Raw genomic sequence first — 25,982 nt, forward strand, 5'->3', positions numbered from 1 at the left:
CAACGACGGTATTTCCCCTCATCCTGAGGAGCGCGGAACGCGCGTCTCGAAGGATGAGGCCACAGGCGGCGGCCCCGGTGAATCTTACTTCGTCGGCTGGACCGGGGGCGGCGTGGCGGTGCCGCCGGTGGGAACCAGGGCTTCCGCGGTCTTGGTCGATGTCGACTTCGCGGGCTGCGCCGTCGTCTCGCCGTCAGCCGCGCTGGTGGCGAGACGGTCCTGGTTTGACTTGGTCTTCGCTTCCGCGACCGGCACGGTGGCCGCGTTGTCCTGCGCCGGTGGCAGCACGTCGGCGACCTGCTCGGTGGTGACGAGATTGGTCAGCCGCAACTCATCGCGCGACAGCTCGTGCAGTTCCTCCCAAGGGGGAACGCTCAGCGCCAGCGACAACAGATCGCCGGCGCCGCCCATGTCGAATGTGTACTTCGCCAGACGGCCGATATCCCGCTCCACGATCATCAGGTCCTGCGCGGTGTAGCTTGCGGCACGCGCATCGTCGGCGCGGTCGCCCATCCAGATCTGGTGAACGCGCACATGCGCAGGCTCCGGCACGTAGCGGGTCGTGCCGGACAAGAGCAGGAACACGCACATCGACTCGCAATAGGCTTCGGGCCTGACGCTGGCGTGCTGGCCCTGCGCCGTCTGGTTGAGGACGGTCGTGCCGACGGTGGTCAGCGCGCCCAGCCCACGGAAGCGGCGGCCGAGCGCGATGGCGTCGTTGACCGAGCCGCCGCTGGAATCGAGCACGATGGTGGCGCCGCCGAGCTGGCGGCCGCGGGCGAACTCATCGAACTCGCGCGGGCTGTCCGCGGTGATGATGCCGACCGCCGAGACCCATCCCCGGCAGTTGGGCTCGCAAGCCACCCAACTGAATCGCATCGGCGTCTTGCGTGCTTCGAGACTGGCCCCGGCGCGGGCCGAATTGCCCAGCGTCGTGACCGAGCCAGGCAGTGTGATGCAAAGGGCGGCGGCGCCGAGGAGTGCCAGACCGCGAAGATGAAGCGACGTCACGAGCCTCAATTTGGTTCCTTCCCCCAAGCCCCGAGGGTGAGCAGTGGCAACGGCCCCATCGCAACGTGACATGATGGTGTCATCGAAGCGTTATCAAAACGGTAACCGTACTGACCTGTGCCGTCCATAGGACCTTCGCTGCAGCGGCGCCCGTGCGGTGCGATAGTTGCGAACTGTGGCGTAAATATCTGCGGAAACAGAGTTCCTTGCTTGGGAACCCCCGCAAGACTACGTAAGTTTGCGGCATGACTCCCATGCAAGATCGAACATCACATCAATTTCGATGCACGGATTGTGCCAGCACAGCCCGGCGGCTGCCGCGTAATCTCGGTCGCGCGCTGATCTGGGTCTACCGGCACACGCTGTCGCTCCTGGTCGGCTACAACTGCCGGCATCTGCCGACCTGCTCGGTCTATGGCGACGAAGCAATCGAGCACTTCGGCCTGTGGGCTGGTGGCTGGATGACGCTGGCGCGGCTGCTCCGCTGTCATCCCTGGGGCACGTCGGGCATCGACAATGTGCCGGAACAGGCGCCACCGGGCGCGCGCTGGTACCTGCCGTGGCGCTACGGCCGCTGGCGCGGCGTCAACGCGCCGTAGGAAGATGGTCCTCTACGTGCAGCGCTTTCAGGCAGTGCATGCATCGATGGCGTGCGGGAACTGTGGCGGCAGTGCGGCATTGAATCCTTGCGTCCGCACGGAGGCACCAACAATGCGCTGGAAAATCAGCCGCCACGGTCATGACCCCCGCCAGATCGACTTGCTGGCCATCATCGCACTGCTCGTTCTGATCGTTTCCGCCTATCTGTATTTCACCCACAAGCCGAACACGCCTGACAACTCCGCCTTCATCGTGCCGAGCCAGAGCGCGCGGTGGTGACACACTTGAAACGAAACGCTAGCGCCCGAACCAGAAGAAGCCGCCGGGCTGCGGGCTGAACAACGACTCCGGCGGCCGTGGCGCCCTGGGACGAGGCGGCGGCGGTTTGGGCGCTGGCGCATCCTGAGCCACCGCATCGGCGGTGCCGAAGCCGTCACCGGGCAATTGCACGGCAAGCAGCAGGTTGGTCTCATGCGTGCGCCAGCGGTAGCCGATGCCGAAATCGATCGGCTGGGCGCGGCGGAACAGTTCGGCGTAGGATTCCTGAAAGCGGCCCGGGAATTCGGCGATCGGGCCGGCATAGCGGCCGAACGGGAAGAAGCGCCAGCGCTTCTGGTTGAAATAGACCAGTGGAATCCCGGAATCGTCCTGGACGATGGTGGCGCTGTTCTTGAGGATGAAATCTCGCACGACCGTGAAATTGCTGGCGTGCATGAGATAGGACGCGCTCTTGATCAGGCTGTTGCCGGGCGCGAGCGTCTCGCAGAATTTCAAAAAGCCGCTCGCCTTGACGCCGGAATTGGAGAGGTCGGTCGAGAAATAATAGAGCGTGCGCTCGACGCCGTCATTGCCGGCGAAGGTGATGCGCGCGCCGCGCACCGCGCCTTTCCCTCCGCCTTCGGAACTGACGACGCCATTCTCGTCGAGCACGACCGGCGCGACGGTGTAGATGGTCTTGCCCGAGCGCGCCAGGAACACATAGAGGATCGGCAAGGTGCCGCTGATATCGCCCGCATGCAGGTCGACCTTCATCTTCTTGGTGATGAAGAAGGAGAAGCTCAGGATCGAGGACAGCGAGCGCTCGACACTGTAGAGCGCGGCGCCGACACCGCCGCGCGGCAGCCTGGTCAGGTCGGGCACGGAGCCCGTCGGCTCGAGCGCGCTCAGCACATAGGTCGTCGCCCTGGAATAGAAGGCGTCGGCGTAGATGAAGTCGGGCCCGGAGAACATGTAGAACATGGTCGGCCGCGGCGCCGCGAGATTGGCCTCCGACCAGGCGCGGATCCTTGACAACTGGCGCTGCTCGAGCTGCGCAAAGGCCCGGTCGAAGAATCGGGCGTGCTGTTGCCAGGCCGGGTCCCTGGTCAGCGGGATCAGCGGAGAATCCGCCGACGGCATCATGCCGGCAAGGAAGCGCGCGGTATCGTCGGCGGTCACGGTGTCGGCGGCACGCGCCGGCAGCGCCGCGAGCATGACCGCGAAAGCGAGCGCGACAACCTTCAATGGCAGGAACATCCTCATTCGCGACCCGATGCGCCAGCGGTCGCGGCGCCAGCCTCCCCTTTGCGGAAAACGGCGTAGATCAAAAGGCCGGAAAGCATGATCAAGGTACCTAGCGCCGACTGCAGCGGACGATCGGTCAACAGATAGTACATCATGAAACCGGTCACGAGCAGGAAAACCACCGGGGTGACCGGGTATCCCCAGGCGCGGTAAGGCCGCGGCAGGTCAGGACGCGTGATGCGGAGCTTGATCACCCCGAGCACGGTGAAGAACGAGCAGAACAGAAGCGCGAACTGGATGAAGTCGAGCACCGCCTCGAAGCTGCGCGTGAACAGCATCAAGGTTGCCACCGCAAGCTGGAACAGGATCGCATAGGCCGGCGCGCCGCTGGTCGAGCGGCGGGCGAAGATCCGCAGCGCCGGGATGTCCTCGCCCATGGTCATCATCACGCGCGGGCCGATCCACATCATCGCGCTGATCGAGGAGATCAGCCCGACGCAGATCATCGCGCCGACGATCCGGCCACCGACCTCACCGAAGACATAGCTGCCGGAGATGCGGGCGACGTCGATCTGGCCGGCAAGCTTGTCGATCGGCGCGGTGTGCAGGAACACCGCGTTCAGCGCGACATAGAGCACGAGCACGATCAGCGTTCCCGACAGCATCGCGCGCGGCAAATTGCGTTCCGGCAGGCGCATCTCGCCGATGATGTAGGTGGCGGCGTTCCAGCCGGAGAACGAATACATCACGAACACCAGGCTGATCGCGAAGGGCGCGCTGACGATATGGGCGAGATCGGCCGAGGTCGGCGCGAACGAGATCGGCTGCGGCGTCGTGATCAAATATCCGGAGACGAGAAACGCGACGATCAGCACCACCTTCAGGATGGTCGAGACCAGTTGGAAGGTCGAGGAGTGCCTGACGCCGGTGAGCTGGACGATCGACACCAGCCACACCACGCCGAGCGCGAGCACGAGCGGCGGCGCGCCCGGCAACACCGACTTGCCGTATTCGCCGAACGCCATTGCGGCGAGCGCGACCGGTGCGGCGAAACCCACCGTCGCCGACACCCAGCCGGCGACGAATCCGAACGCCGGGTGATAGGCCCGGCTCAGGAAATTGTACTCGCCGCTCGAGCGCGGGAACATCGCGCCAAGCTCGCCGTAGGAAAACACGCCGCACAGCGCGACGATGCCGCCGACGGTCCACAGCAGGAGGATCGAGAAGCCGGAGGGGATGTCCTTGACCTGGAAGCCGAGGCTGGTGAAAACGCCGACGCCCACCATGTCGGCGACCACGATGGCCGTGGCCACTAGGACCGACACGGTCGAGCCGCTGCCGGGGAGCGAACCGGACCACGCCGCGCTGCCCGTGTGTGATGCCGCCATATCGGACCGTACCTTCAGCGCCACGCGCTTCGACGATTCTCATCGTGCAGGCGGAAAACGGCCAATTCAAGCAACGTTAACAAGCATCTAACTCAAGCCCAGATTTCAGTATTATAATACCATAATGTTGCCTTCAAAGGGCCCGCGTTTATGTGAACACCGCGTGCGGCCCACAATCGCGACACGATTGGATGGTCTTCTTGCTACTTCCGGATGGGGAAATTCTCCGGAAGCTTAACGTCACCTAAACACCGGTGCGCTCAGATTCGGCGTTTGCCAGGAGTTTCGGGGTAAGTGGGTGGATGATCTGGGCGGCGAACCCAACGTTCCAGAAGTGTGATCGCGCGGACCGGATGACATCCCCGGCGGCGCGGTCGCACGCGCCGACGTCACCGTGGCGCTCGATCGTGACCTGCGCGCTGCTTCTGCCGCTCACTGCCGTACTGGCTCAATGCGGCAGAGCGCCAAGCGCCTCCGCGCTCGCGGCGAACACGCAAGCCACTCCCAGCGACACGTTCGTGGACCGCTTCCCGACACCATCGTTCAAGGAGCGCTTCCCGACCGAGCAGGAAAGCTTCGTGCAACGGCAGGCCGCCGCACCCGCGGCGGAGCCGCCGCGTCCTGCGCCGGTCCGGGTGGCGTCGCTGACACCCACGCTCAATCTGCCGAAGCCGGGCGAGCGCGAAGAGCTGACCACGCTGGTCAGCATGAAATCCTCCGCCTTCCCCTATTTCGGCAACAATCCCCGCTCGGATGCCCCGTTCCTCAATGTCTCGAACGGCAGCCGCAAGGGCCATCGCAGCTATTCGGGCCGCGTCTATTGGCAGGACGAGACCTACAATGACAACCGCGTGCTGGTGCACGTCCCCGAGAATTTCGACGTCCGCAAACCGGGCGTGATCGTTGTGTTCTTCCACGGCAATGGTGCGACGCTGGAGCGCGACGTGCGCGACCGGCAATTGGTGCCTCAGCAGATCTCGGACTCCGGCGTCAACGCGGTGCTGCTGGCGCCGCAGATGGCGGTCGATGCCGCCGATTCCAGCGCCGGAAAATTCTGGCAGCCGGGTGGCTTCAAGCGCTTCCTCGACGAATCCAACTCCCACCTCGCCCGGCTGTCTGGCGATCCCAAATCGGCGGCAGCCTTCGCCAACATGCCGGTCGTGATCGTCGGTTATAGCGGTGGCTTCCTGCCGACTGCCTGGAGCCTCGAGGTCGGCGGCGCCACCAGCCGCGTGCGCGGCGTGGTGCTGCTCGATGCGGTCTATGGCGAGCTCGACAAGTTCGCCTCCTGGATCGAGAACAACCGCACCGGTTTCTTCGTGAGTTCCTATACCCGCTACACCAAGCGGCGTGATCAGGAACTGATGACGATGCTCAGAGACAAGGGCATCCGCGTCCGCGAGAGCATGGACGCGCCGCTGCAGCCCGGCAGCGTCGTGTTCGTGCAGACGCCCGACGGCGTCACCCACCGCGATTACGTGACGCAAGCCTGGACGCAGCACCCGGTCAAGGAAGTGCTGGTGAAGATGGCGGGAACCACATCGCTGGCGCGGATCGCAAGCGCTCCATCGGCGAGCCGCTAGCTCATTACTCCGCCGCTGCGCGGCGGGGCCGGGTCAGCACGATGGTCGCAAGCGCAAGCGCGACGAAAGCCGCGGAGACGTAGCCTGCACCGTGGAGCCAGCCGCGCGCGAACAGCGCGCCGCCGATCGCGGAGCCGATCGCCTGCCCGATATAGAGCACGGAGGTGTTGAGCGACACCGAGGCGGAAGCGAGCGCCGGCGCCGCCGCGACCAGCCGCACCTGCTGCATCGAATTGGTGGACGCAAAGCCAAGCCCCCAAACCGCAACCGAGCCGGCCATCAACGCATAGACGCCCGCGCTCAGCGCCCATCCGGTCACGCCGGTCAGCATCAGCGAGGTGAACAGCACCGACGTCCGATACGGCCCCCAGGTATCGACGATGCGGGTCGCAATCACGACGCCGATGAAGCCGCAGACGCCGTAGAAGCCGAAGACGAGCCCGATCGCGTTGGCGCCGGCGCCGGTCAATCTTGCAAGCAGCGGTCCCATGAAGGTGAACACCACGAACTGGCCGGACATCTGCAGCGTCGTGATCGCGAGCAGCACGAGGACCATCCGGTTGCGGCCGAGTTCGATCCAGGTCTTCAGATCGACGGGCGCGCCGAGCAATCCGCGCGGCAATCGCCACAACAGCAGCGCGCAGCTCACGCAGCCGACCAGCGCGATGCCGCCATAGGCGACGCGAAAGCCATAATGGCTTGCGATGAAGGTGATCAGCGGCAGCCCGACCGCAGCCGCGAGCGACCAGCCGAGGAAGATATAGGCGATGGTCGAGCCACGCCGTTCGCCCGGCACGATCAGCGCGCCGGTGCCGGCCGCCTGCGGCGTATAGAGCGCGCCGATCGCCAGCATGACAAGGCGGATGAGCAGAAGGCTCGCATAATCAGGTGCCAGGGCGGACGCGAGATTGGCAACCGTGAGCACCGCGAGCGTCACGCCGAGCAAGGTGCGACGATCGATGCGGCTGGTCAGCCATGCCGTCAGCGGCGAACCGACGCACAACACCATCGCGCCGAAGGTGATCAAGAGTCCCGCGGCGTGGATCGAGACGTCGAGTGCGTCAGACAGTTCCGGAAGCATCCCAGCCGGCGCCAGTACGGAGCAGCCGGTGACGATATTTCCAAGCATCAGGGCGGTGGGCGCAAAGGGACGCGTGGCAAGCTTCATTTTCATGCAGGTGCATGTAAAGCAGCCGGCCGAAGAAGAAAAAGGGCCAGCGGTCAGCGCTGGCCCTGAAGTTTGACATTCACCAGCGAATTCGCGGCGCGGCCGCCGGAGCACGATCGAAAACATCGAGATATCCAACGACTGAGGCTCCTGCGAGCAAGGCAATCCGGCCGATTCCTCGCCGATTTCTTGATATTGCCGGATTGCGCCAGCCCAATCGCCTGCTATATCGCTGCTTTCAGCTTACCTGCGTTCGTTCGCAGGAGTGAGCCACAGGAGAATGACATGCCCGACGACCACAAGTCCGAGTCCGGATTCCAGTACAGCATCGCCAATCTGAAGCCCGCCCAGCCGGTCGACAAAGTCACCCTCACCTTCCCTGACGGGGCGAAGCGCGAATTCGCCAGGAACATCACCGGCCTCGATGTCGCCCAGGGCATCTCGCCCTCGCTGGCCAAGCGCACGGTCGCGATGGCGCTGGATGGCGTTCTGCGCGATCTCAACGATCCCATCACGGAGGATGCCAGGATCGAGCTGGTCTCGCGCGACGACGCGCGCGCGCTGGAACTGATCCGGCATGATTGCGCCCACGTGCTGGCGGAAGCCGTGCAGTCGCTGTGGCCGGGCACGCAGGTCACGATCGGCCCCGTGATCGAGAACGGCTTCTACTACGACTTCTTCCGCAACGAGCCGTTCACTCCGGAAGATTTTGCCGCCATCGAGAAGAAGATGCGCGAGATCATCGCGCGCGACAAACCTTTCACCAAGGAAGTGTGGTCGCGCGAGAAGACCAAGGAGGTGTTCCGCGACAAGGGCGAGGCGTTCAAGGTCGAACTGGTCGACGCCATTCCCGGCGACGAGCCGATCAAGATCTATTTCCAGGGCGACTGGTTCGATCTCTGCCGCGGTCCGCACATGACCTCGACGGGGAAGATCGGCAACGCCTTCAAATTGATGAAGGTCGCGGGCGCCTATTGGCGCGGCGATTCCAACAATCCGATGCTGACCCGTATCTACGGCACGGCGTTCGCGAAACAGGACGATCTCGATGCCTACCTGAAGCAGATCGAGGAAGCCGAGAAGCGCGACCATCGCAAGCTCGGCCGCGAGCTCGACCTGTTCCACTTCCAGGAAGAAGGCCCGGGCGTCGTGTTCTGGCACCCGAAGGGCTGGACCATCTTCCAGCAGTTGATCGCCTATATGCGCCGCCGCCTCGCCGGCGACTACCAGGAGGTCAACGCACCGCAGATCCTCGACAAAGGGTTGTGGGAGACCTCCGGCCATTGGGATTGGTATCGCGAGAACATGTTCGCGGCGCAGTCCGCCGGCGATGAGGCCGAGGACAAGCGCTGGTTCGCGCTCAAACCGATGAACTGTCCGGGCCATGTGCAGATCTTCAAGCACGGCCTGAAGAGCTATCGCGACCTCCCCTTGCGGCTCGCCGAATTCGGGGTGGTGCATCGCTACGAACCGTCAGGCGCGATGCACGGCTTGATGCGCGTGCGCGGCTTCACGCAGGACGATGCGCATGTGTTCTGTACCGAGGAGCAGCTCGCCGACGAGTGCCTGAAGATCAACGACCTGATCCTCTCCACCTACTCCGATTTCGGTTTCGAGGGCGAACTCACCGTCAAGCTCTCGACGAGGCCGGAAAAGCGCGTCGGCACCGACGCGATGTGGGACCATGCCGAACGCGTGATGGCGACCGTGCTGTCGGAGATCAAGGCCAAGGGCAGCAACCGCATCAAGACCGAGATCAATCCGGGCGAAGGCGCGTTCTACGGGCCGAAGTTCGAATATGTGCTGCGCGACGCCATCGGCCGCGACTGGCAGTGCGGCACGACCCAGGTCGACTTCAACCTGCCGGAGCGGTTCGGCGCGTTCTATATCGACCATGACGGCTCGAAGAAGGCGCCCGTCATGGTGCATCGCGCGATCTGCGGCTCGATGGAACGCTTCATCGGCATCCTGATCGAGCACTATGCCGGCAATTTCCCGCTTTGGCTGGCGCCGGTGCAGGTGGTCGTCACCACCATCACCTCCGAGGCCGACGAATACGCCAAGCAGGTGGTGGCCGAGGCACGCCGCGCCGGCCTGCGGGTCGAGATCGACCTGCGCAACGAGAAGATCAACTACAAGGTCCGCGAGCATTCGCTGGCGAAGATCCCGGCGCTGCTCGTGGTCGGCAAGAAGGAAGCCGAGACCCACTCGGTCTCGGTCCGCCGGCTCGGCAGCGAGCGCCAGACCGTGATGCCGACGGCAGACGCGCTCGCCGCGCTGGTGGACGAGGCGACGCCGCCGGACATCAAGCGGTCGAAGTCGCTGTCCTGATGCTTTAATCCGTCTAAACTCGCTTCCGGTCGCGGACGTTCGTCCCTATCTCGTGGCAAGAATGTCCGTGACCGGTTTGAGCATGATCCTTTTCGGAGAACCGGTCCGTTTTTCCGGATCATGCTCCAGTTTGAGGAAAGCCGCAGTGCCCGACGCCATTGAATTGTTGAAGACCCGCCGCTCGGTCAAGCCGCGCGAGATGACGGGGCCTGGCCCCTCGCCGACTGAGCTCGAGACCATCTTGACGATCGGCGCGCGGGTGCCGGACCACGGCAAGCTCACGCCCTGGCGCTTCATCGTGTTCGAGGGCGAGGCGCGCAACCGCGCCGGCGACGTGATCGCGAGCGTATTCGCGAAGAAGAACCCGGGCGCGCCGGCGGCCGACGTCGAGGTGGAGAAGCGGCGGCTCACCGATGCCCCGCTGGTGATCGGCATCGTCAGCTTCACCAAGCCGCATCCGAAGGTGCCGCCGTGGGAGCAGGAACTCTCCGCCGGCGCCAGCGCGATGAACATGGTCACCGCGGCGACCGCGCTCGGCTATGGCGCGTGCTGGCTCACCGGCTGGTTCGCCTTCGACCGCGATGTGCTCGACGGTCTTGGCCTGAAGCCCGACGAGAAGCTCATAGGGTTCATCCATATCGGCAAGCCGACCAGGCCCAGCGAAGACCGCCCGCGACCGGCGCTGTCGGATATCGTGACCCGGTTCTAACGCGCCGCGCGACGCGGCCTCAGAACGACTTGCGCGTGCAGCCCGCTGGGGGCGGCTCTTTTGCGAAGCGTGCCGCGGTCCATGCCATGAGCGGCTCCTCAAGCTTTGAGCCCGGCTGCACCATGCCGTGGTCCAGCCTCGCGAAGGTCCAATATTCGAGCCGCTGGCCGGCGGCGCAGCGCTCCTCGACATAGCTGGCGGTCGCCGCCGGCGGTACGACATCATCCTCCGCTCCTTGCGCGATCACGACTGGCGCCGGGATCGGATGATCGGCGCTGTTCTGGGCGAGCCGTGCGGAAAGCGCTGCGTTGCTGCGTGTGGCCAATGCGGGACCCTCGAAGGTCGCGGTGAGCGCCGCTGCTCGCGCCGGCTCCTCCGCCGGGAGGAACCCGCACAGGCCCGCGATCTCGCGTGCGGCCGCAAGCGCCTCCGGGCGAACCGCCTGCTCGAAGGTGACGTCGGGATAGAAGCGGCTATAGGACAGCGCGACATACGGCCCGAGCCGCTTGTCGACCGGCGGGTTCATCGCAAGGATGCTCCGGACGTTTGCGGCCGGCGCTATCGCGGCAACGCCGACGATCTCGATATCAGGCGCATAGCGCGGACCGACGATGCCGGTCCACAGCGCCGCGTGCCCGCCCTGCGAATGCCCCCACACCACGGTGCGCGCATCGAGCGTCAGCTCGGACATCTGCCGTGCGGCCCGTACCGAATCGAGCGCGGCCCGCGCTTCGCCTTCGCCGATGAGATAGGGATGCGGGCCGCCCTTCTCGGCGAATGAGTAGTCGGTGGCGACGATCACCCAGCCTGCCCGCACGACCCGGTCGAGTGCGGGAATGCCCAAGGCCGGGGCCGATATCAGCGACGGCATGCACTTCTGCTGCAGGCCGGTGGTGCCGTGCTCCCACGCGATCAGGGGACGCGGCCCCGCCGGCGGATCGACCGGTGCAAACACGGTCGCGACGGCGGTCGCACGCGTCGTGTCGCTCACCGTGGTCGTATAGAGGATGCGCCAGCCTCGCATGCCGGCCGGCAGCCTTACGTTCTGCAGGGGCTCGCTGCGGAGCAGTGCGCCCGGTGCATCCGCCACTTGCGCCGGCGGATCATAGAACGCATCGGGCACCCGCACCGTGACGCTGGCGACCATGTCTTGCGTCGCCGTCGCAGGGTCCGACTGAGCGGAAACTTCGCATGACGTGGGGACGGCGCCTGCAAGAAGGGCCAGCACGGCGAACCGGAGCAAACGACGTCCTGGAGCGATGGTCATAGCCCTCGCTCAATATCGCCGTGAGCCGACAAATTTGCGGCGGAGACGGCCGCGCCGCAAACGGCGTCAGGCCGCCTTCGATGCGCGCCCGGCAAACCCAGCCAGGAGCGTTGCGATTTCGTCCGCCGGCCGTGCCGCGCTGAACAGGAATCCCTGCACCTCGTTGCAGCCTTCGGCGCGCAGCCAGTCGAGCTGATCGACCGTCTCCACGCCCTCGGCGGTGGTGGTGATATTCAGGCTGCGGCCAAGGCCGGAGATCGCGCGCACGATCGCCACGCAATCGGTGCGGCGCGCCAGATCCTTGACGAAGGAGCGGTCGATCTTGATCTTGTCGAACGGAAAGCTGCGTAAGTAACTCAGGCTGGAATAGCCGGTGCCGAAATCGTCCATGGAGATGCTGACGCCGAGCTCGCGGAGCTGATGCAGGATCGCGAGATTGGCTTCGGTCTCGGCAAGGAACACGGACTCCGTGATCTCGAGCTCGAGGCGCCGCGGCGACAGGCCGGAATGCGCCAGCGCGGAGATCACCGCCTGCACCAGATTGCGGCTGCGGAACTGCACCGGCGACAGGTTGACGGCGACCTTGATCTCGTCGGGCCATTTCATCGCTTCCGAGCAGGCCTCGCGCAGCACCCATTCGCCAAGCTGGACGATCAGCCCGATGTCTTCGGCGACCGGCACGAACTCGGCCGGCGAGATCATGCCCTTGTCCGGATGGCGCCAGCGCAACAGCGACTCGAACCCGCTGATGCGGTCGGAAGCGATGTCGACCAGCGGCTGATAATGCAGCTCGAATTCGCCATTGGCGAAGGCGTGGCGCAGGTCGCGCTCGAGATCGCGGCGCTTCTGCGCCTGGCGGTCCATCTCCTGCTCGAAGAAACGATGCACGCCGCCGCCGTCCGACTTGGCGCGATAGAGCGCCATGTCGGCGTTGCGCATCAACTCCTCAGAGCTGGTGCCGTCGCCCGGCGACAGCGCGATGCCGACGCTCGCGCCGACCACCACCTCCATGCCGTCGATGTCGTAGCGGGCGCTCAGCGTCTCGATCAGGCGTTCGGCGAGGTCGCTGGCGTCGTTCGGCGTGACATCGCAGAGCACGATCGCGAATTCATCGCCGCCGAGCCGCGCGGCCAGATTATCGCCGGTGATGTCGGCCGTGAGACGCTCGGCGACCTGCTTGAGGAGCCGATCGCCCATCGCGTGGCCGAAGGAGTCGTTGACGTTCTTGAACAGATCGAGGTCGACGCACAGCACCGCGACGCGCTTGCTCCCGGACTTGCTCCGCTGCAGCGCCTCGCGCAGGCGGTCCTGGAAGAAATCCCGGTTCGCCAGATTGGTCAGGCCGTCATGATGGGCCATGTAGGCAATGCGGGCCTCGGCCTTGCGCCGCTCGGTGATATCGACGAGGGCCACGAGGTAACCGTCGCGGCCATCGAAGGAAACACGGCGGCCAAAGGTCAGCACATGGATTTCGCTGCCGTCCGCCTTGATGTGCCGCCAGTCGCGGCTGGAATGGTAGACGTCGCCGATCTCCTGCAGCGCCTTGCTGTGCGAGGCCCATTCGTCCTCCGGCCAGATCTCGCGCAATTTCATTGTCAGGAATTTCTCGCGCGAATAGCCATAGTGCTGGACCGCCGCGTCATTGACGCCGAGGAACTCCATCGTGGCTGCATCGAACACCCACATCGGCATCGGGTTGTTCTCGAACAACAGGCGGAACGAGACCTCGCGCCGTTTCAATGCCGTGACATCGGACAGGGTCAGCGACAGCATGTCGCCGAACGCCGTGACAGCGAGCCGCAGGCAACGGTCCTCGCTCTCGATCTCGAACTGGGTCCCGCTGGTCCTGCGGAGGGTCTCGCGCAGGCGCTCGGTGACCTCGGCCACGCAGAGCAGGTTTCCGCCCGCGCTGAGTCTTTGCCACGACAGCTCGTGCTCGGGCTGCTTCAGGAGCTTTGCTGCGCCCTGGTTGAGATGGACGATCTGGAAATCGAACGGCTCACCGTGGGGATCGCGAATGGCTGCCAGCGACAGCACCCCTTCATCGGTCGCCGCGAAGATCGTATCGAGCAGATTGTATTGGGCGCCGCGCTCGTTGACATAGGCGCCGATCAGCGTGCCGCCCCAGCGCGAGGAGGTCGGCAGCGCCAGCACGTCATAGGTGCGGACCAGGCCGTCGCGCACGCAATGCGCCGTGGCAAGATAGGGCCGGTCATTGCGGGCCGCGTTAGCGGCGGCTTCGCCGAGCGCGGTCGCACAGTCCGGCGGAAGCTCGTTCAGCGTCATGTCCCAGCGGTCGTCATTCAGCCATTGCTGGATGTAGCGGCCGGGTTGCGAGACGCTGAGCGTACCGCCCCTTTCCTTGAGCAGGACGATGTGATCGGCGAGCCGGCCGAGGCTGCCGAGCATGACGTCCTCATAGCGGGGCAAGCGGTCGCCCGGACGCAATGCGGCCTGCCATTTGCGCTTGAGAACCGGGACGTCGCCGAACATTTCTGTGGTGAATTTTCCCGACGACTTCTTCGCCGCACTCATGACGCGCCCCGAACAACCAGATCATGAGCCGGCCAACTCGGATCACGACCTCACTTCACATTCGAGCATGATCGCGGCGCAAACGCTCCGCGTTTTTCATGCTCCAGTCCCCGCCCACATCCAAATCAGGCTCGCTTAAAGCAATGTAAAGATTGCGCAGGCGCCGGAGCGTCGGCGCCATTATGACAGTTTTAAGTCAGGTCTTGGTTAGTGCGCGTTAGAGACTGTGACAGTCGTCGAAGATTTTACGCGTAAGATCAAGATCCGGAGCCGGATCATGATCTTGTCCTTCTGTTTGAGCATGATCTCCGCGCAAACGCTTCGCGTTTGTCGCGAGGGAAAACCGGCTTCCACTTTTCCGGATCATGCTCTAACGCGCGACGACTTCGACCTCGCCGTCGACGCCGTTGACGACGTTGAAGGGCCGCTCGAACACCTTGCCCTCGTTCTTGGCGATGGCGCGATATTCGCCTTCGGAGAGCACGACGCGCGGGAATGCACCGATCGATTCCTTGATGACGTCGCCGCCCGGCGTGATCACCGACCATGCCGTGTTCGCCAGTGCCTCGCCGCCTTTTTCGCTGACGAGCTTGAGCGTGATGACCGCCGCGCGATGGCTGACGGTGACGTCGGTGAGCTTGCCGGCCTGGACGCGGATGTCGGAGCGCACCACCGAATTGGCGTCGCCATAGTTGGAGATGATGTAGTAGGTCCCCTCAGGCAACAGCGCCACATCGCCGGCGGCGACGTTGGGGATCAGGGCATTGCGGTCCGATCCGTCGAACTGGCTACCCTTGTAGATCGCAAACGAAATCTGGTTCGGCGGAATCTTGCTGGAGCCGACCCGGCCTTCGATCCGCAGGCCGCCCGCCGGCAGGATGAAGGATTCGCGATCGGTTTCCGACTTCAGGCTCACGGCGCGCACCGCGCTGACCAGGCCGAGCGCCACGTGGACCACGTAATTGCCTGGTGCCAACACGATGTTGGGCGTGGCGCCGCGGTCCTCGCGGATCAGCTTGAAGGTACCGTTGTCGTCCGGCTTGTCGGCAAACACCCGCCATACCAGGCCATTGTTGATGACCGGCAAATCCTTGCCATAGCGGGCGGTCAGCGACAGCACCGCCTGATTTGCAGTCGAGGCCCCCGGCGGCGGGGCCGGCGGGGTGGTGGCGATCGAGGGCTGCATGATCGTCGGCTGGGTCAATGGCGCCGGCAGGTTCGGCGTCGACCCCGGTCCGGACGGCGGCGCCAGGTTGATCGCAGGCCCGGCGTCGGGAACCGCAGCCGGCGGTACTGGGGGCGGCCGCTCCCCAAACCATTGCGCCGAAACGGCAGTCGGAACCGTCAAAACCAGGGCTACGGCAAGCAGAATCGCCGGGAGGAGCAGCAAGCCCCGCCCGCATCGTCCGATGCGATCGCCCCAAACAATCATGGAACGATGCTTTTCAACGAAAACGCGGCAAATTCAAGCCTCCACAGCCTTACCGCGTTGCAGTTACGGAACCCCAGACCCTCGCCACCTGACTGTCGCGCTCAAGTCACAATCGCTCCCTAGGCCCTATGCTGCTGAGGCATAAACCATGCATGCGATCGATTCTGGCGGCGCCTCGTCGCGGAGCCTAATCTCGCGCCGGCAGGAGAAGTCAGAGTGTTGGATAGCTGGATGGGCCGGAGCCAGAAGAGCGCCGATGGCTCCGACAAGCTAGGCCTTGGCGCCCAGCGCCGCCCCGTGATCGGGCTGGCACTGGGTGGCGGCGCCGCGCGCGGTTTTGCCCATATCGGAATCGTCAAGACGCTGATCGCCCACGGCATCATTCCGAACGTCGTGGTGGGCACGTCGATCGGCGCCGTGGTCGGCGGCGCCTACGCGGCCGGCCATCTCGATACGCTGGAGGCCTGGGCGCGCAGCCTGCAGCCGCGCAACATCCTCGGCTATCTCGATATCCGGCTGAACGGCTCGGGCCTGATCGGCGGCACCAAGCTTGCCGCCGAGCTCGAAGCCGCGATCGGCCAGACCCAGATCGAGGAGCTGCCGGTCAAGTTTGCGAGCGTCGCGACCGAGGTACGCACCGGCCATGAGATCTGGCTGACCCATGGCCGCGTCGTCGATGCGATGCGCGCCTCCTACGCGCTGCCCGGCATCTTCGCACCTGTCCTGGTGGGCGACCGCTGGCTGGTCGACGGCGCGCTGGTCAATCCGGTGCCGGTGTCGGCGGCGCGCGCTTTCGGCGCGGAGATCGTGATCGCCGCCAACCTTTCCAGCGACGTGTTCACCCATTCCACGACGATCTATTCGCACGGCCAGCCGACCGAGGTCACCGTTGTGCCCGAAGTCGTTCCGGATCCGGTCCCGCCGAAGCGCCGCTTTGGCAAGTTCTTCTCGGCCGAGCGCACCATGAAGCGCGAGTTCTTCGGCAGCAGCACGCGGCCGGGCATCTCGACCGTCATGGTGGACGCCTTCAACATCATGCAGGACCGCATCACCCGCGCGCGGCTCGCCGGCGATCCGCCGGACCTCTTGATCTCGCCGCGCGTCGGCAAGATCGGCTGGTTCGACTTCCATCGCGCGGACGAGCTGATAGTGCATGGCGTGCGCGCCGCCGAGCGTGCGATCGAGTCGATCCAGGAGGCGATCGACATCCTGGTGCCGCCGGCGACGACCACCGCTGCCGGCGCAGTCCCCGACGAGACCAAGGAATAGGCTTCAGGCCGTCTTGATGTAGTCGCGCAGCGCTTCCTGCTCGGCTTCGTATTCCTGGACCCGGCGCTTGACGATGTCGCCGATCGAGATCAGGCCGACCACGCGACTGTCCTCGAGCACGGGCAGATGGCGGAATTTTCCGAGCGTCATCATTTCCATGATGCCGGCGACGGTGTCGGACGGCCGGCAACTGACCACCTTACGCGTCATCACCTCGCTGACGGGCTCATCGAGCACGCGGGCGCCGCGCTCGCCGAGCACGCGAACGATGTCGCGCTCCGACAAGATGCCCTCGATGCGGCCCTCGTCCATGACCAGCACAGCGCCGATCTTGCGCTCGCCGAGCGTCTTGATCGCATCGCTCAAGGTGGCGCCCGGCGGGACGCTCGTGATGTGATGGCCCTTGGAATCAAGAATGGAACGTACCGTCATTGCCGCCTCCTGAATCACTGCCGCGCCTCGACCAGAAGGCGTGACATCGTTCGCGAGTCTTCAATCAACAGTTCCGCGCGGTTTTCGTTTACGGCGCGGCGGGCAACAAGCGCGGCCATCGTGCAGCGCAAGAGGCGGCAGCTTGCGTCACAACTTTCAACCAATGATGGATGAAATCGCCCTGCGCCGCAAGCGGCGATCAGACGCGGTCCGACCCGTCAGGCGACAACGCATCTGCAGCATGACGGCGTTCCCGCGGCACCGGATCGAACAGCGAGAACAGCACGAGCCCGGCCAGAAAGCCGCCGATATGCGCCTGCCAGGCGACGCTGGCGCCATCGGCGCCGATCGCGATCGAGCCGATGCCGAAGATGAGATTGACGCCGAACCAGATCGCGAGAAAGGCGAGCACGCGACCATCGCGCAGCGCGCGCGACAGCGACAGTGCCGGCACCTTGGCCGCCGCCTCCGCGTCGCCGCGGCTGAAGGAAAGGAAGCTGCCCTTCACGAAGGCAAAGCGGATCGCCGCCGCCATGGTGCCGGAGACGGACGCGGATGCGCCGATCATCGGCGCGATGGCATGCTCATGGGTCAAGAGATGCGCGAGCGCGCCGGCAGCCGCCGTGACCGCCATGAACAGATAGAAGCGCAACGCGCCGAACCGCCGCGCCAGCGCGCTGCCGAACGGCAACAGCCAGAGCACGTTGAAAACGATATGGGTGAGGTTGGCGTGCAGCAGCGAATAGGTGACGAAGGTCCAGACCTTGGCCCCCTCGCCGCCGGGAAAGGTGATGTTGAGCAGCGTGGAATCGTAGCGCTTCGGAATGAAGCCGAAGACGTCGATGGTCCAGTTCTCCCACTCCGGCGGCAGCAGCACGCGCAAATGAATGAGCGCGATCAGCGCAATGTAGGCCGTCAGCGCCGACGGCAGGGTGAGGATCGGCTCGCGCGGAGGATCCGGCGGCGCATCTGGCGGAGGTTCAAACTGCGATTCCAAGGGACTGATGACCTTAGCGCGGCGCGGATGGGCGATCAGCCCAGATAGGCGGCTTTGGCCGCATTGTGCAAGTGCACAAGCAGCAAAGAGCAAGAATAAGGGCGGGCTCTGAGAATTTCACCTTACACTGACATTGCCGGAATTTTGGAAAACGGACGCGCTCTCCTCAATCAAAATCCATGGAACAAATCGTGATTCGGAAAACAGAAAACGGCTGAGATCCACGGAAACCGAGATCACCTTCAATCTGGGCTGCCTCCGTCGATCGCCGAGCCATGCGAGCTGATTGGTGAACGGTCCACCCGCGGCTTGCGGAAAAGAGTCGTTACGTCAACAGCGCTGCATTTTTCCGATTCGCCGAAGCGATATCCTTCTCGAAACATAGGCTTTGTCGGATGCCTCATGCAGTTCAACCGCATCATCGGTCCGACGGAAGACTTCCAGGTATGGAGCGCGAGCAGCCACGGCTTCTCGTTCGTGATCAGCAGTGAGAGTCGTAGCGGTCCCGGCCTTCACGGTGAACCCGGCTTTGTTGCCTCATGGCGTCCCATCGATCTGAACAGGCCTGCGATCAGAGTGGGCGGTTCGCCGTTCAAGAGCTTTGCTGAAGCCGAGAAAGCTTGCGAGGCCATGCTGACGCACCTTACGGATGACAAGGCCGGATAACCGGCGCGAAATTCGACCAGGAGTTCGCGAGGCACATGGTCGCCGATCAACATTCCGGGTCTGTGGAATTGCTCACGATCGCGTTCGCAACCGCCGTTACCCAACTGTTGTAGTTGTAACTCGCTCATTCACGTTCCCGTAGCCGGCTTTACGCCCGACGTTTGCTCGGATTAGGTCCCGCCGCGTTGGCGCAGGATGCCGTGTCTATGAACTTCGATCATGATGATGAGAGCGACTACAAAGTCTCGATCGGCAGCTTCGTGGCGGGCTTCATCCTTGTGATCGGCCTTATTATTGTCCTGACGTCATTGGCCGTGCCGATCTTCGAATGGGCCTTGAGCTATCCGTTCTAGATTCATCGAACGCCGCGCTTGATGCGCGTCACCGTGTTTACTGCGATCTTTATTACTTGCCTATGCGAGGAAGCCTCGAGCCAGCTCGATTTCTTACGCAGCCTCGGATTTGAACGTGCCGCTTGCTGGGGTGCGACCGGGAGGCGGCAATGACCTTACTCACACCGTTATTCATCGTCACCGCGATCATTGGTCTCATGCTGTTCGTCAGCGGCTGCTGGACACGGCGGCGATGAGGCTCTTGGATATCACCGCCCTGATCGCGGGCGTCCTCATTCTGACCAACCTCATCGTGGCCGGCATGCGGCGCATGACGAACAAGCCGCTGTGGCACCGACGCAGTGCTCTTCAGGGCCATCCTCTGCGCCGCCAGACAGCGATTCCCAAAAGCGTTGAGGGCGGGCCCTGAGAAAGCCCGCCCTCTGCTGCTGTCGGTCTTGTCGCGCCCAAGGGGAACGGGAGAACATCCCATCCCCTCCCCGCGCGATGACCTGATTGTTCGACGCCACCTGTGTACGGACCCGCCGGCCCCTGGAGAACAGCCGGCAAGAACGGGAATGAGCAAACAGTAGAGGGGCATGCGGGCGGCGCCAAGCTCATAGTTAATTTAACGTTAACACCGCAAAGCTGCCGGAAAGCTTGCGAAAACGTGGCCGCGGCATGGACGCTGCAAAAGTTCCCCTGCACTACTGAGAATGAATGCGTTTGCGCGAAACCGGGACAGATGTGTCCCGCCACGGCAAGCGCGGAGCAAGGTTCTTGAATGAAGCATCCGGGAAGCCGCGAATTCTTCGCTTATTGGGACAAGACGCGCGGCAACGCGCGCGCGCCCGATCGCAGCGACCTCGATCCCGAGGCCGTTCGCGAGCGGCTCGGCGACATTTTCGTGCTGTCCTACGAGCATGAGGCCGGCTTTCCCTTTCGTGTCGCCGGCACACGGGTCTGCGCCCTGCTCGGCCGCGACCTCAAGGACGAGAGCTTTGCGGCGCTGTTCACCGGCGAGAGCCGCCATCAGATCGAGGACATCGTCACCTTTGTCGCCGAGGAGATGCTGCCCGCGGTCGCCGGTGTCACGGCGGCGAGCCCGGCGGGCACACCGGAGCATCTTGAACTGCTGCTGCTACCCTTCAACAACCGCGCGCACGTGCCGGTGAGCCTCACCGGCCTGCTCACGCCGTTCGAGAGCGTTGCGGCCACGCTCTCCGATTTCAAGCTGACCTCATGGCGCTATCTGCACCCGCCGGAAAGATTCGTGCCGCGTGCACTGCGAAAGCTCGCGATCGCGCGCGGCTGCATGGTCTATGAGGGTCTGCGGTAACCGCTGACGCGGCCGCGCGATCCGGTTATCATCCCTGCGGTTCAACGAAACCGGAGGAACGCCATGGACGCCGCGACGCCGCAGGCGCATCAGACTGCCGACACGCATTCCCATCTCGTGCGCCCGCAGGAAATGGAGTGGCAAAGGACCCGTTTCCCCGGCTGTGAGGCCAAGACGCTGCTGTTCGACCGCAAGACCGGCTTGATGACGGCCTTGATGCGCTTTGCGCCGGGCGCAGTGCTGCCCGACCACGAACACGTCAATATCGAGCAGACCTATGTGCTCGAAGGTTCGCTCGTCGACAAGGAAGGCCCGGCGCAGGGAATCGCCGCGCAGGCGGGCGAGTTCATCTGGCGCGAAGCCGGCAGCCGCCACGCCGCCTGGTGCCCGGAAGGTGGCTTGATGCTCGCGATTTTCCAGGTACCGAACAAGTTCTTCGAAGCGGACGGCCGCGTGGTCGACGCGGCCGGTGCCGATTGGGACGAGGCGTGGGGGCACACGAGATAGTGGCGCGATAGCTTGCCCACGATGGCGATCGTGGACGCGACGCCACCTTCTTGCTCATCAGGGTTGCGCGAGATGCCAGGCGCCGTTGAGGAAGCCGTCGCCGGTGATGTCGCCGGGCTTCTGGTCCTTGGCGAAAGTGTAAAGCGGCTTGCCCTTGTAAGCCCACTGCTTGGAGCCATCGTCGCGCGCGATGATGGTGTAGCCCTCGCCCGGCTTGTCGTTCGCTTCGGCCTTCAGGACCGGCCAGTTTGTCGCGCACGGGCCGTTGCACGCCGACTTGCCATCGGAGTCCTTGTCAAAGGTATAGAGGGTCATGCCCTTCGCGTCCGTCAGCACAGTTCCTTTCGCGGTGGCACCGGTCTTGGTCGGCGGCGCCGCGAACGCCGCGGAGACCGCCGCCAGCGAGATGGCGGTGGCGAGTGCGAAACCAATCGATGGGTTCTTCATGATAGCTCCTGTAAGGAAGTGGCTTGCATGAGTAGGACATGCAGCGGCGCGTTCTATTCCGCGGGAGAGCACGGAGAATTTTTTCGCCCTGTCTGCCTGACAGGGGGGAATAATTCGGCAAGTGGCGTTCGGCCGAAAGTTCGCTGGTCCGCCCTATCCATTCGTTGTCCGCGGTGTCGGTTTTTGCCGGATTTGCGTCATTTCGGAGCGCGCGGTAAACGGGTAGCTTGTGCTGCAGGGACGACGTGATTTCGTCGAGCAACGTAAGCAATGAACTGGCGACTTCTCGCGTGGGGCGGTCTTGCCGCTGCCGCGCTTTTCCTGATCATCGGTGGTAGCTGGCTTCTGACGCTGCCCTCGGCGCCGGCATTTGGCAATGCGCCACCAATCGCGAACCAAGAGGCTGATGCGACGGTGGCGGCATTGAAGCCGCCGAAGCGGCAGCGGCCGCTGATCGCGATCGTCGGCATCAATGAGCAGACCGAGACCACCGACTATCTGATGCCCTATGGCATCCTCAAGCGCGCCGATGTCGCCGACGTGGTGACGCTTGCGACGGGACCCGGTCCGGTGACCCTGTTTCCGGTGCTGAAGGTGGAGCCGCACGCCACCATCGCGGCGTTCGATGCGCAACATCCTGACGGTGCCGACTATGTCATCGTCCCCGCCATGAGCCGTGACGACGATCCAGTCGTCGTGCAATGGATCAGGCAGCAGGCGCAAAAGGGCGCGATCGTCGTCGGCGTCTGTGTCGGCAGCATGGTGGTCGCCAGCACCGGGCTGCTCGACGGCAAGCGGGCGACCACGCATTGGTACTCCGTGAAAGATCTGCGCGAGAAGCATCCGGCGGTCCATTACGTGAGGGATCGCAGGATCGTGGTCGACCAGGGCGTGGCGACCACAACGGGGATCACGGCTTCCATGCCGATGTCGCTCACGCTGATCGAGGCGATCGCAGGTCGCGACAGGGCGCAAGCCGTTGCACGCGAGATCGGCCTCCCCCATTGGAATGCCCGCCACGACAGCGGCGCGTTCCAGTTCACGCGGCCGTTCGCGCTGACGGCGATCCAGAACACGCTGGCCTTCTGGAACCGCGAGCAACTCGGCATCGCGCTTACGCCAGGCATCGACGAAGTCTCGCTCGCGCTTGCAGCCGACGCCTGGTCGCGGACCTATCGTTCGCGGGCGGTGACCTTTGCCGCAACGGCGGAGGCGCAGCCGAGCCGCAACGGCCTGCGCATCCTTCCCGATCAAGTCGCGAACCAGTGGCCCGCCGAGCGATTGCTGCAACCGGTCGGGTCGCTGCCGCCGGCGCAAGCGCTGGACCAGAGCCTGCAGCGGATCGAGGCGCGCTATGGAGGGCGCACGGCCGACTTCGTCGCCATGCAGCTCGAATATCCGAAGCAAGGCGCACCGGATTGAAGTTGCCTCGGTCCGCCCAGGCATAATTTCCTCTCGCTGGCGCCACCTGTCATCTGCCTGTCACGAAATGTGCCGACTTCTCGCTCGGTACATTCCGAGGACACCGATGGACTATTTCCGACGCTTCACCTTCCTGTTCGCGGCGCCCGTGTTCGATCCGGAGGATCTCGAGGGCATCCGGTTCAACCAGATCATCGACGAGATCCAGCGCTCCGGCTTCGAGGTCGTGCGCGCCCGCAAGCTCGAGGATGCCGAGATCGCCGTGCAGACGGATGCGGCGATCGGCTGCATGGTGGTCGACTGGGGCAAGAAGGGCCTGGAAGGCAAGACCGCGTCGCTGATCAACCTGATGCGGCGGCGCGGGCTCGACTTCCCGATCATCCTCCTGATCCGCCGCAAGCGGTTCGAGGACCTGCCGGTCGAGGTGCTCGACTTCATCGATGGCTATGTGTTCCTGTCCGAGGAAACGCCGCCCTTCATCGCCAAGAACCTGATCAGCCGGCTGAAGCAATATGCGGAGACGCTGAAGACGCCGTTCTTCGGCGCGCTGGTCGATTATGCCGAAGAGGGCAATCAGCTCTGGACCTGTCCCGGCCACAATGGCGGCGTGTTCTACAGCCGCAGCCCGATCGGACGCGTGTTCGTCGAGCATCTCGGCGAAGCCGTGTTCCGCGACGACCTCGACAATTCCGTGCTCGATCTCGGCGATCTCCTGACCCATGAGGGGCCGGCGCTGTGGGCGCAGAAGGAAGCTGCGAAGATCTTCGGCGCGGAGAAGACCTATTTCGTGCTCAACGGCACCTCCACGTCCAACAAGGTTGCGCTCGGCTCGCTGGTCACCGACGGCGACCTCGTGCTGTTCGACCGCAACAACCACAAGGCCGCCCACCATGGCGCGCTGCTGCTCGGCGGCGGCATCCCGGTCTATATGCCGACCGTTCGCAACGCCTGGGGCCTGATCGGGCCGATGCGCTGGGACGCGCTGGATGAGGCCGCATTGCGGGAGCGCATCCGCAACCATCCGTTGGTCAAGGACAAGGACGCCTGGAAGCGGCCCCGCCCCTTCCGCGTCGCCGTGGTCGAGCAGTGCACCTATGACGGCACCATCCACAGCGCGGAAATGATCCTGGGGCGCATCGGCCATCTCTGCGACTACATCCTGTTTGACGAGGCCTGGGCCGGCTTCATGAAGTTCCATCCGATCTATGCCGGCCGCTTCGCGATGGGCCTTGCCGACCTCGGCCCCGAGGCGCCCGGCATCATCGCCACGCAATCGACCCACAAGCAGCTCGCGAGCTTCTCGCAGGCCTCGCAGATTCATGTCCGCGACCGCCACATCAAGGGCCAGAAGCGCCGGGTCGAACATCGGCGTTTCAATGAAAGCTTCATGCAGCACGCCTCGACCTCGCCGTTCTATCCGCTGTTCGCCTCGCTCGACGTCGGCGCGCAGATGATGAAGGGCCGCTCCGGCGAGGTGTTGTGGGACGACACGATCCGGCTCGGCATCGAATTGCGCAAGAAGATCCGCGCCACCCGCCGCGAGTTCGAGGAGAACGAGGCCCGTCCCGAGCGCCGCTGGTTCTTCGAGCCGTTCGTGCCGGACCGCGTGATGATCCCGGACGTCGCGCGCGAAGGCGGGGCGCACAATGTCGCCTGGGAAACCATCTCGACCGACCAGCTCGCGACCAATCCGGCATTCTGGCAGCTCAAGCCCGGCGACAACTGGCATGGCTTCCCCGAGATGACGGCGGGCTTTGCCATGACCGACCCGAACAAGCTGACGCTGCTCACGCCCGGGTTCGACCATGCGACCGGCGCCTATGCCGAGCACGGCGTCCCGGCCCCGGTGGTGGCGCAATATCTGCGGGAGAACCGCATCGTCGCCGAGAAAAATGACCTCAACTCCCTGCTCTTCCTGCTCACGCCCGGCGTGGAGGCGAGCAAGGCGGGGACGCTGATCTCGGGGCTCGTCGCCTTCAAGAAATTGCATGACGACAATGCGCTGCTCGAAGACGTCATCCCCGAATTCTTCCGCCGCCGGCCCGCCCGTTATGCTGGCGTGCGCCTGCGCGACCTCTGCGGCGACATGCACCGCTTCTTCCGCGCGGCCAATGTCAGCGCGCTGCAGCGCAAGCAGTTCCTGCCTGAGCACCTCCCCGACATCGCGATGTCGCCGCGCGAGGCATCACGCTACCTCGTGCGCAACGACGTCGATTATCTCCCGATCGACGAGGTTTCGGGCCGCATCGCTGCAACCCCGTTCGTGGTCTACCCGCCCGGCATCGCCACCATCGTGCCGGGCGAGCGGCTGTCGGAACAGACAAGGCCGATGATCGATTACCTGAAGATGTTCGAGGCATCCTTCAATGCCTTCCCCGGCTTCGAGGTCGAGATCCAGGGCGTCTACAAGGAGATCGACGCCACGGGGCGCGTGCGCCTGTTCACCTATGTGATTTCCGAGTGACGGCCGATGAACGAGGAGAGGATCACCGTCAGGGCCTCGCGCGAGGCCGATGTCGAGGCCATGCTGTCGATCTACCGCCGCCACATCCGGCGCGGCGTCGACGACAGCGTCGAGGACAGCGGGGTGCCGGAGCCGGACGATTTTCGCGACCGGCGCAAGAATTTCCGCAACCATCGCCTGCCGCATTTGGTCGCGACCCGTGCCGGCGAGGTGGTCGGCTATGCCTATGTCGTGCTGTTCCGGAAGCGGCCGGCCTATCGCTATGCAGTAAAGCATTCGATCTATGTGCATCACGAGCATGTCGGCCGCGGCATCGGGCGCCTGTTGCTCGGCGAACTGATCGACGCCTGCGCTGCGGCCGGGTTTCGCCAGATGATCGGCTATATCGACAGCGACAACGCACCCTCGCTCGCGCTGCATGAGCGTTTCGGCTTTGCCCGCGTCGGGCTCCTGCCCGGCGTCGCCTACCGGTTCGGCCGCTGGGCCGATACCGTGATGGTGCAACGCTCGCTCGGCCCCGGCACCACCGAGGCACCGCCCCCCGCGCCATTATCGCGGAGGTGAGCAACCCTCGGCCAAC

At 64.4% G+C, this 25,982-nt stretch carries 24 protein-coding genes; 14 read left to right on the forward strand and 10 right to left on the reverse strand.

Features of this window, described 5'->3' with window-relative positions; translation table 11 throughout:
- Positions 1–84 precede the first annotated feature (84 nt).
- Positions 85–1,020, reverse strand: coding sequence for a hypothetical protein (locus ACVJGD_RS11555; RefSeq protein WP_456634459.1), 936 nt, complete (start codon positions 1,018–1,020; stop codon positions 85–87).
- A 245-nt stretch (positions 1,021–1,265) separates the two neighbouring features.
- On the opposite strand from ACVJGD_RS11555, the gene yidD reads away from it, so the two are divergent.
- On the forward strand, positions 1,266–1,610 hold the full coding sequence (gene yidD / locus ACVJGD_RS11560) for a membrane protein insertion efficiency factor YidD (RefSeq protein WP_456634460.1): 345 nt from the start codon (positions 1,266–1,268) through the stop codon (positions 1,608–1,610).
- A 112-nt stretch (positions 1,611–1,722) separates the two neighbouring features.
- Positions 1,723–1,890 carry a hypothetical protein gene (locus tag ACVJGD_RS11565; RefSeq protein ID WP_456634461.1) on the forward strand — a complete coding sequence of 56 codons (168 nt, stop codon included), beginning with the start codon at positions 1,723–1,725 and terminating at the stop codon, positions 1,888–1,890.
- Between the two features lie 18 nt (positions 1,891–1,908).
- Here ACVJGD_RS11565 and ACVJGD_RS11570 read toward each other — a convergent pair whose 3' ends face one another.
- Positions 1,909–3,126, reverse strand: coding sequence for a hypothetical protein (locus ACVJGD_RS11570; protein WP_456634462.1), 1,218 nt, complete (start codon positions 3,124–3,126; stop codon positions 1,909–1,911).
- A 2-nt stretch (positions 3,127–3,128) separates the two neighbouring features.
- On the reverse strand, positions 3,129–4,502 hold the full coding sequence (locus tag ACVJGD_RS11575; protein WP_456634463.1) for an APC family permease: 1,374 nt from the start codon (positions 4,500–4,502) through the stop codon (positions 3,129–3,131).
- Positions 4,503–4,855: 353 nt separating this feature from the next.
- On the opposite strand from ACVJGD_RS11575, the gene ACVJGD_RS11580 reads away from it, so the two are divergent.
- Complete coding sequence (locus ACVJGD_RS11580; protein ID WP_456634464.1) at positions 4,856–6,085, forward strand: alpha/beta hydrolase; 1,230 nt, start codon at positions 4,856–4,858, stop codon at positions 6,083–6,085.
- Positions 6,086–6,089: 4 nt separating this feature from the next.
- On the opposite strand, the gene ACVJGD_RS11585 is transcribed toward ACVJGD_RS11580, so the two are convergent.
- Positions 6,090–7,259 (reverse strand): MFS transporter, encoded by a 1,170-nt coding sequence (locus ACVJGD_RS11585; RefSeq protein ID WP_456634465.1) that lies wholly within the window; start codon positions 7,257–7,259, stop codon positions 6,090–6,092.
- A gap of 279 nt (positions 7,260–7,538) precedes the next feature.
- Here ACVJGD_RS11585 and thrS point away from each other — a divergent pair, with 279 nt between their 5' ends.
- On the forward strand, positions 7,539–9,584 hold the full coding sequence (gene thrS, locus ACVJGD_RS11590; RefSeq protein WP_456634466.1) for a threonine--tRNA ligase: 2,046 nt from the start codon (positions 7,539–7,541) through the stop codon (positions 9,582–9,584).
- A gap of 145 nt (positions 9,585–9,729) precedes the next feature.
- On the forward strand, positions 9,730–10,293 hold the full coding sequence (locus tag ACVJGD_RS11595) for a nitroreductase family protein (RefSeq protein ID WP_456634467.1): 564 nt from the start codon (positions 9,730–9,732) through the stop codon (positions 10,291–10,293).
- Positions 10,294–10,312: 19 nt separating this feature from the next.
- Here the strand turns inward: ACVJGD_RS11595 and ACVJGD_RS11600 are convergent, their stop codons facing one another.
- The 3 genes from ACVJGD_RS11600 to ACVJGD_RS11610 all read right to left on the reverse strand — a co-directional run bounded on the left by ACVJGD_RS11600 (position 10,313) and on the right by ACVJGD_RS11610 (position 15,527).
- Complete coding sequence (locus ACVJGD_RS11600; protein WP_456634468.1) at positions 10,313–11,440, reverse strand: lipase family protein; 1,128 nt, start codon at positions 11,438–11,440, stop codon at positions 10,313–10,315.
- 186 nt (positions 11,441–11,626) lie between these two features.
- A complete protein-coding gene (locus ACVJGD_RS11605; protein ID WP_456634469.1) occupies positions 11,627–14,095 on the reverse strand; it encodes a putative bifunctional diguanylate cyclase/phosphodiesterase in 2,469 nt (822 codons plus the stop codon).
- 370 nt (positions 14,096–14,465) lie between these two features.
- On the reverse strand, positions 14,466–15,527 hold the full coding sequence (locus ACVJGD_RS11610; protein ID WP_456634470.1) for a hypothetical protein: 1,062 nt from the start codon (positions 15,525–15,527) through the stop codon (positions 14,466–14,468).
- 216 nt (positions 15,528–15,743) lie between these two features.
- On the opposite strand from ACVJGD_RS11610, the gene ACVJGD_RS11615 reads away from it, so the two are divergent.
- The gene (locus ACVJGD_RS11615; RefSeq protein ID WP_456634471.1) at positions 15,744–16,796 is read left to right on the forward strand and encodes a patatin-like phospholipase family protein; all 1,053 of its coding nucleotides are present in this window, start codon (positions 15,744–15,746) and stop codon (positions 16,794–16,796) included.
- Between the two features lie 3 nt (positions 16,797–16,799).
- Here ACVJGD_RS11615 and ACVJGD_RS11620 read toward each other — a convergent pair whose 3' ends face one another.
- Positions 16,800–17,228 (reverse strand): CBS domain-containing protein, encoded by a 429-nt coding sequence (locus tag ACVJGD_RS11620; RefSeq protein WP_456634472.1) that lies wholly within the window; start codon positions 17,226–17,228, stop codon positions 16,800–16,802.
- Positions 17,229–17,427: 199 nt separating this feature from the next.
- Entirely contained in the window at positions 17,428–18,225 is a 798-nt protein-coding gene (locus ACVJGD_RS11625; RefSeq protein ID WP_456634473.1) for a rhomboid family intramembrane serine protease, read from the reverse strand.
- Between the two features lie 402 nt (positions 18,226–18,627).
- Here ACVJGD_RS11625 and ACVJGD_RS11630 point away from each other — a divergent pair, with 402 nt between their 5' ends.
- The 5 genes from ACVJGD_RS11630 (at position 18,628) to ACVJGD_RS11650 (ending at position 21,069) form a co-directional block, all read left to right on the forward strand.
- Positions 18,628–18,891, forward strand: a complete 264-nt coding sequence (locus ACVJGD_RS11630; RefSeq protein WP_456634474.1) for a hypothetical protein — start codon at positions 18,628–18,630, stop codon at positions 18,889–18,891.
- A 206-nt stretch (positions 18,892–19,097) separates the two neighbouring features.
- On the forward strand, positions 19,098–19,244 hold the full coding sequence (locus tag ACVJGD_RS11635) for a hypothetical protein (RefSeq protein ID WP_456634475.1): 147 nt from the start codon (positions 19,098–19,100) through the stop codon (positions 19,242–19,244).
- Positions 19,245–19,353: 109 nt separating this feature from the next.
- Positions 19,354–19,653 (forward strand): hypothetical protein, encoded by a 300-nt coding sequence (locus tag ACVJGD_RS11640; protein ID WP_456634476.1) that lies wholly within the window; start codon positions 19,354–19,356, stop codon positions 19,651–19,653.
- 354 nt (positions 19,654–20,007) lie between these two features.
- On the forward strand, positions 20,008–20,562 hold the full coding sequence (locus ACVJGD_RS11645) for a PAS domain-containing protein (RefSeq protein WP_456634477.1): 555 nt from the start codon (positions 20,008–20,010) through the stop codon (positions 20,560–20,562).
- A gap of 63 nt (positions 20,563–20,625) precedes the next feature.
- Positions 20,626–21,069 (forward strand): cupin domain-containing protein, encoded by a 444-nt coding sequence (locus tag ACVJGD_RS11650; protein WP_456634478.1) that lies wholly within the window; start codon positions 20,626–20,628, stop codon positions 21,067–21,069.
- A 57-nt stretch (positions 21,070–21,126) separates the two neighbouring features.
- Here ACVJGD_RS11650 and ACVJGD_RS11655 read toward each other — a convergent pair whose 3' ends face one another.
- Positions 21,127–21,516: a COG4315 family predicted lipoprotein gene (locus tag ACVJGD_RS11655; RefSeq protein ID WP_456634479.1), complete on the reverse strand. Its 390-nt coding sequence runs from the start codon at positions 21,514–21,516 to the stop codon at positions 21,127–21,129.
- Positions 21,517–21,786: 270 nt separating this feature from the next.
- Between ACVJGD_RS11655 and ACVJGD_RS11660 the strand changes: the two genes are divergently transcribed.
- The 3 genes from ACVJGD_RS11660 (at position 21,787) to ACVJGD_RS11670 (ending at position 25,966) form a co-directional block, all read left to right on the forward strand.
- The gene (locus ACVJGD_RS11660; RefSeq protein WP_456634480.1) at positions 21,787–22,938 is read left to right on the forward strand and encodes a DJ-1/PfpI family protein; all 1,152 of its coding nucleotides are present in this window, start codon (positions 21,787–21,789) and stop codon (positions 22,936–22,938) included.
- A gap of 106 nt (positions 22,939–23,044) precedes the next feature.
- Complete coding sequence (locus tag ACVJGD_RS11665; RefSeq protein ID WP_456634481.1) at positions 23,045–25,402, forward strand: Orn/Lys/Arg family decarboxylase; 2,358 nt, start codon at positions 23,045–23,047, stop codon at positions 25,400–25,402.
- Positions 25,403–25,408: 6 nt separating this feature from the next.
- On the forward strand, positions 25,409–25,966 hold the full coding sequence (locus tag ACVJGD_RS11670) for an N-acetyltransferase family protein (RefSeq protein ID WP_456634482.1): 558 nt from the start codon (positions 25,409–25,411) through the stop codon (positions 25,964–25,966).
- Positions 25,967–25,982 lie beyond the last annotated feature (16 nt).

Source organism: Bradyrhizobium sp. USDA 10063 (assembly GCF_054063735.1).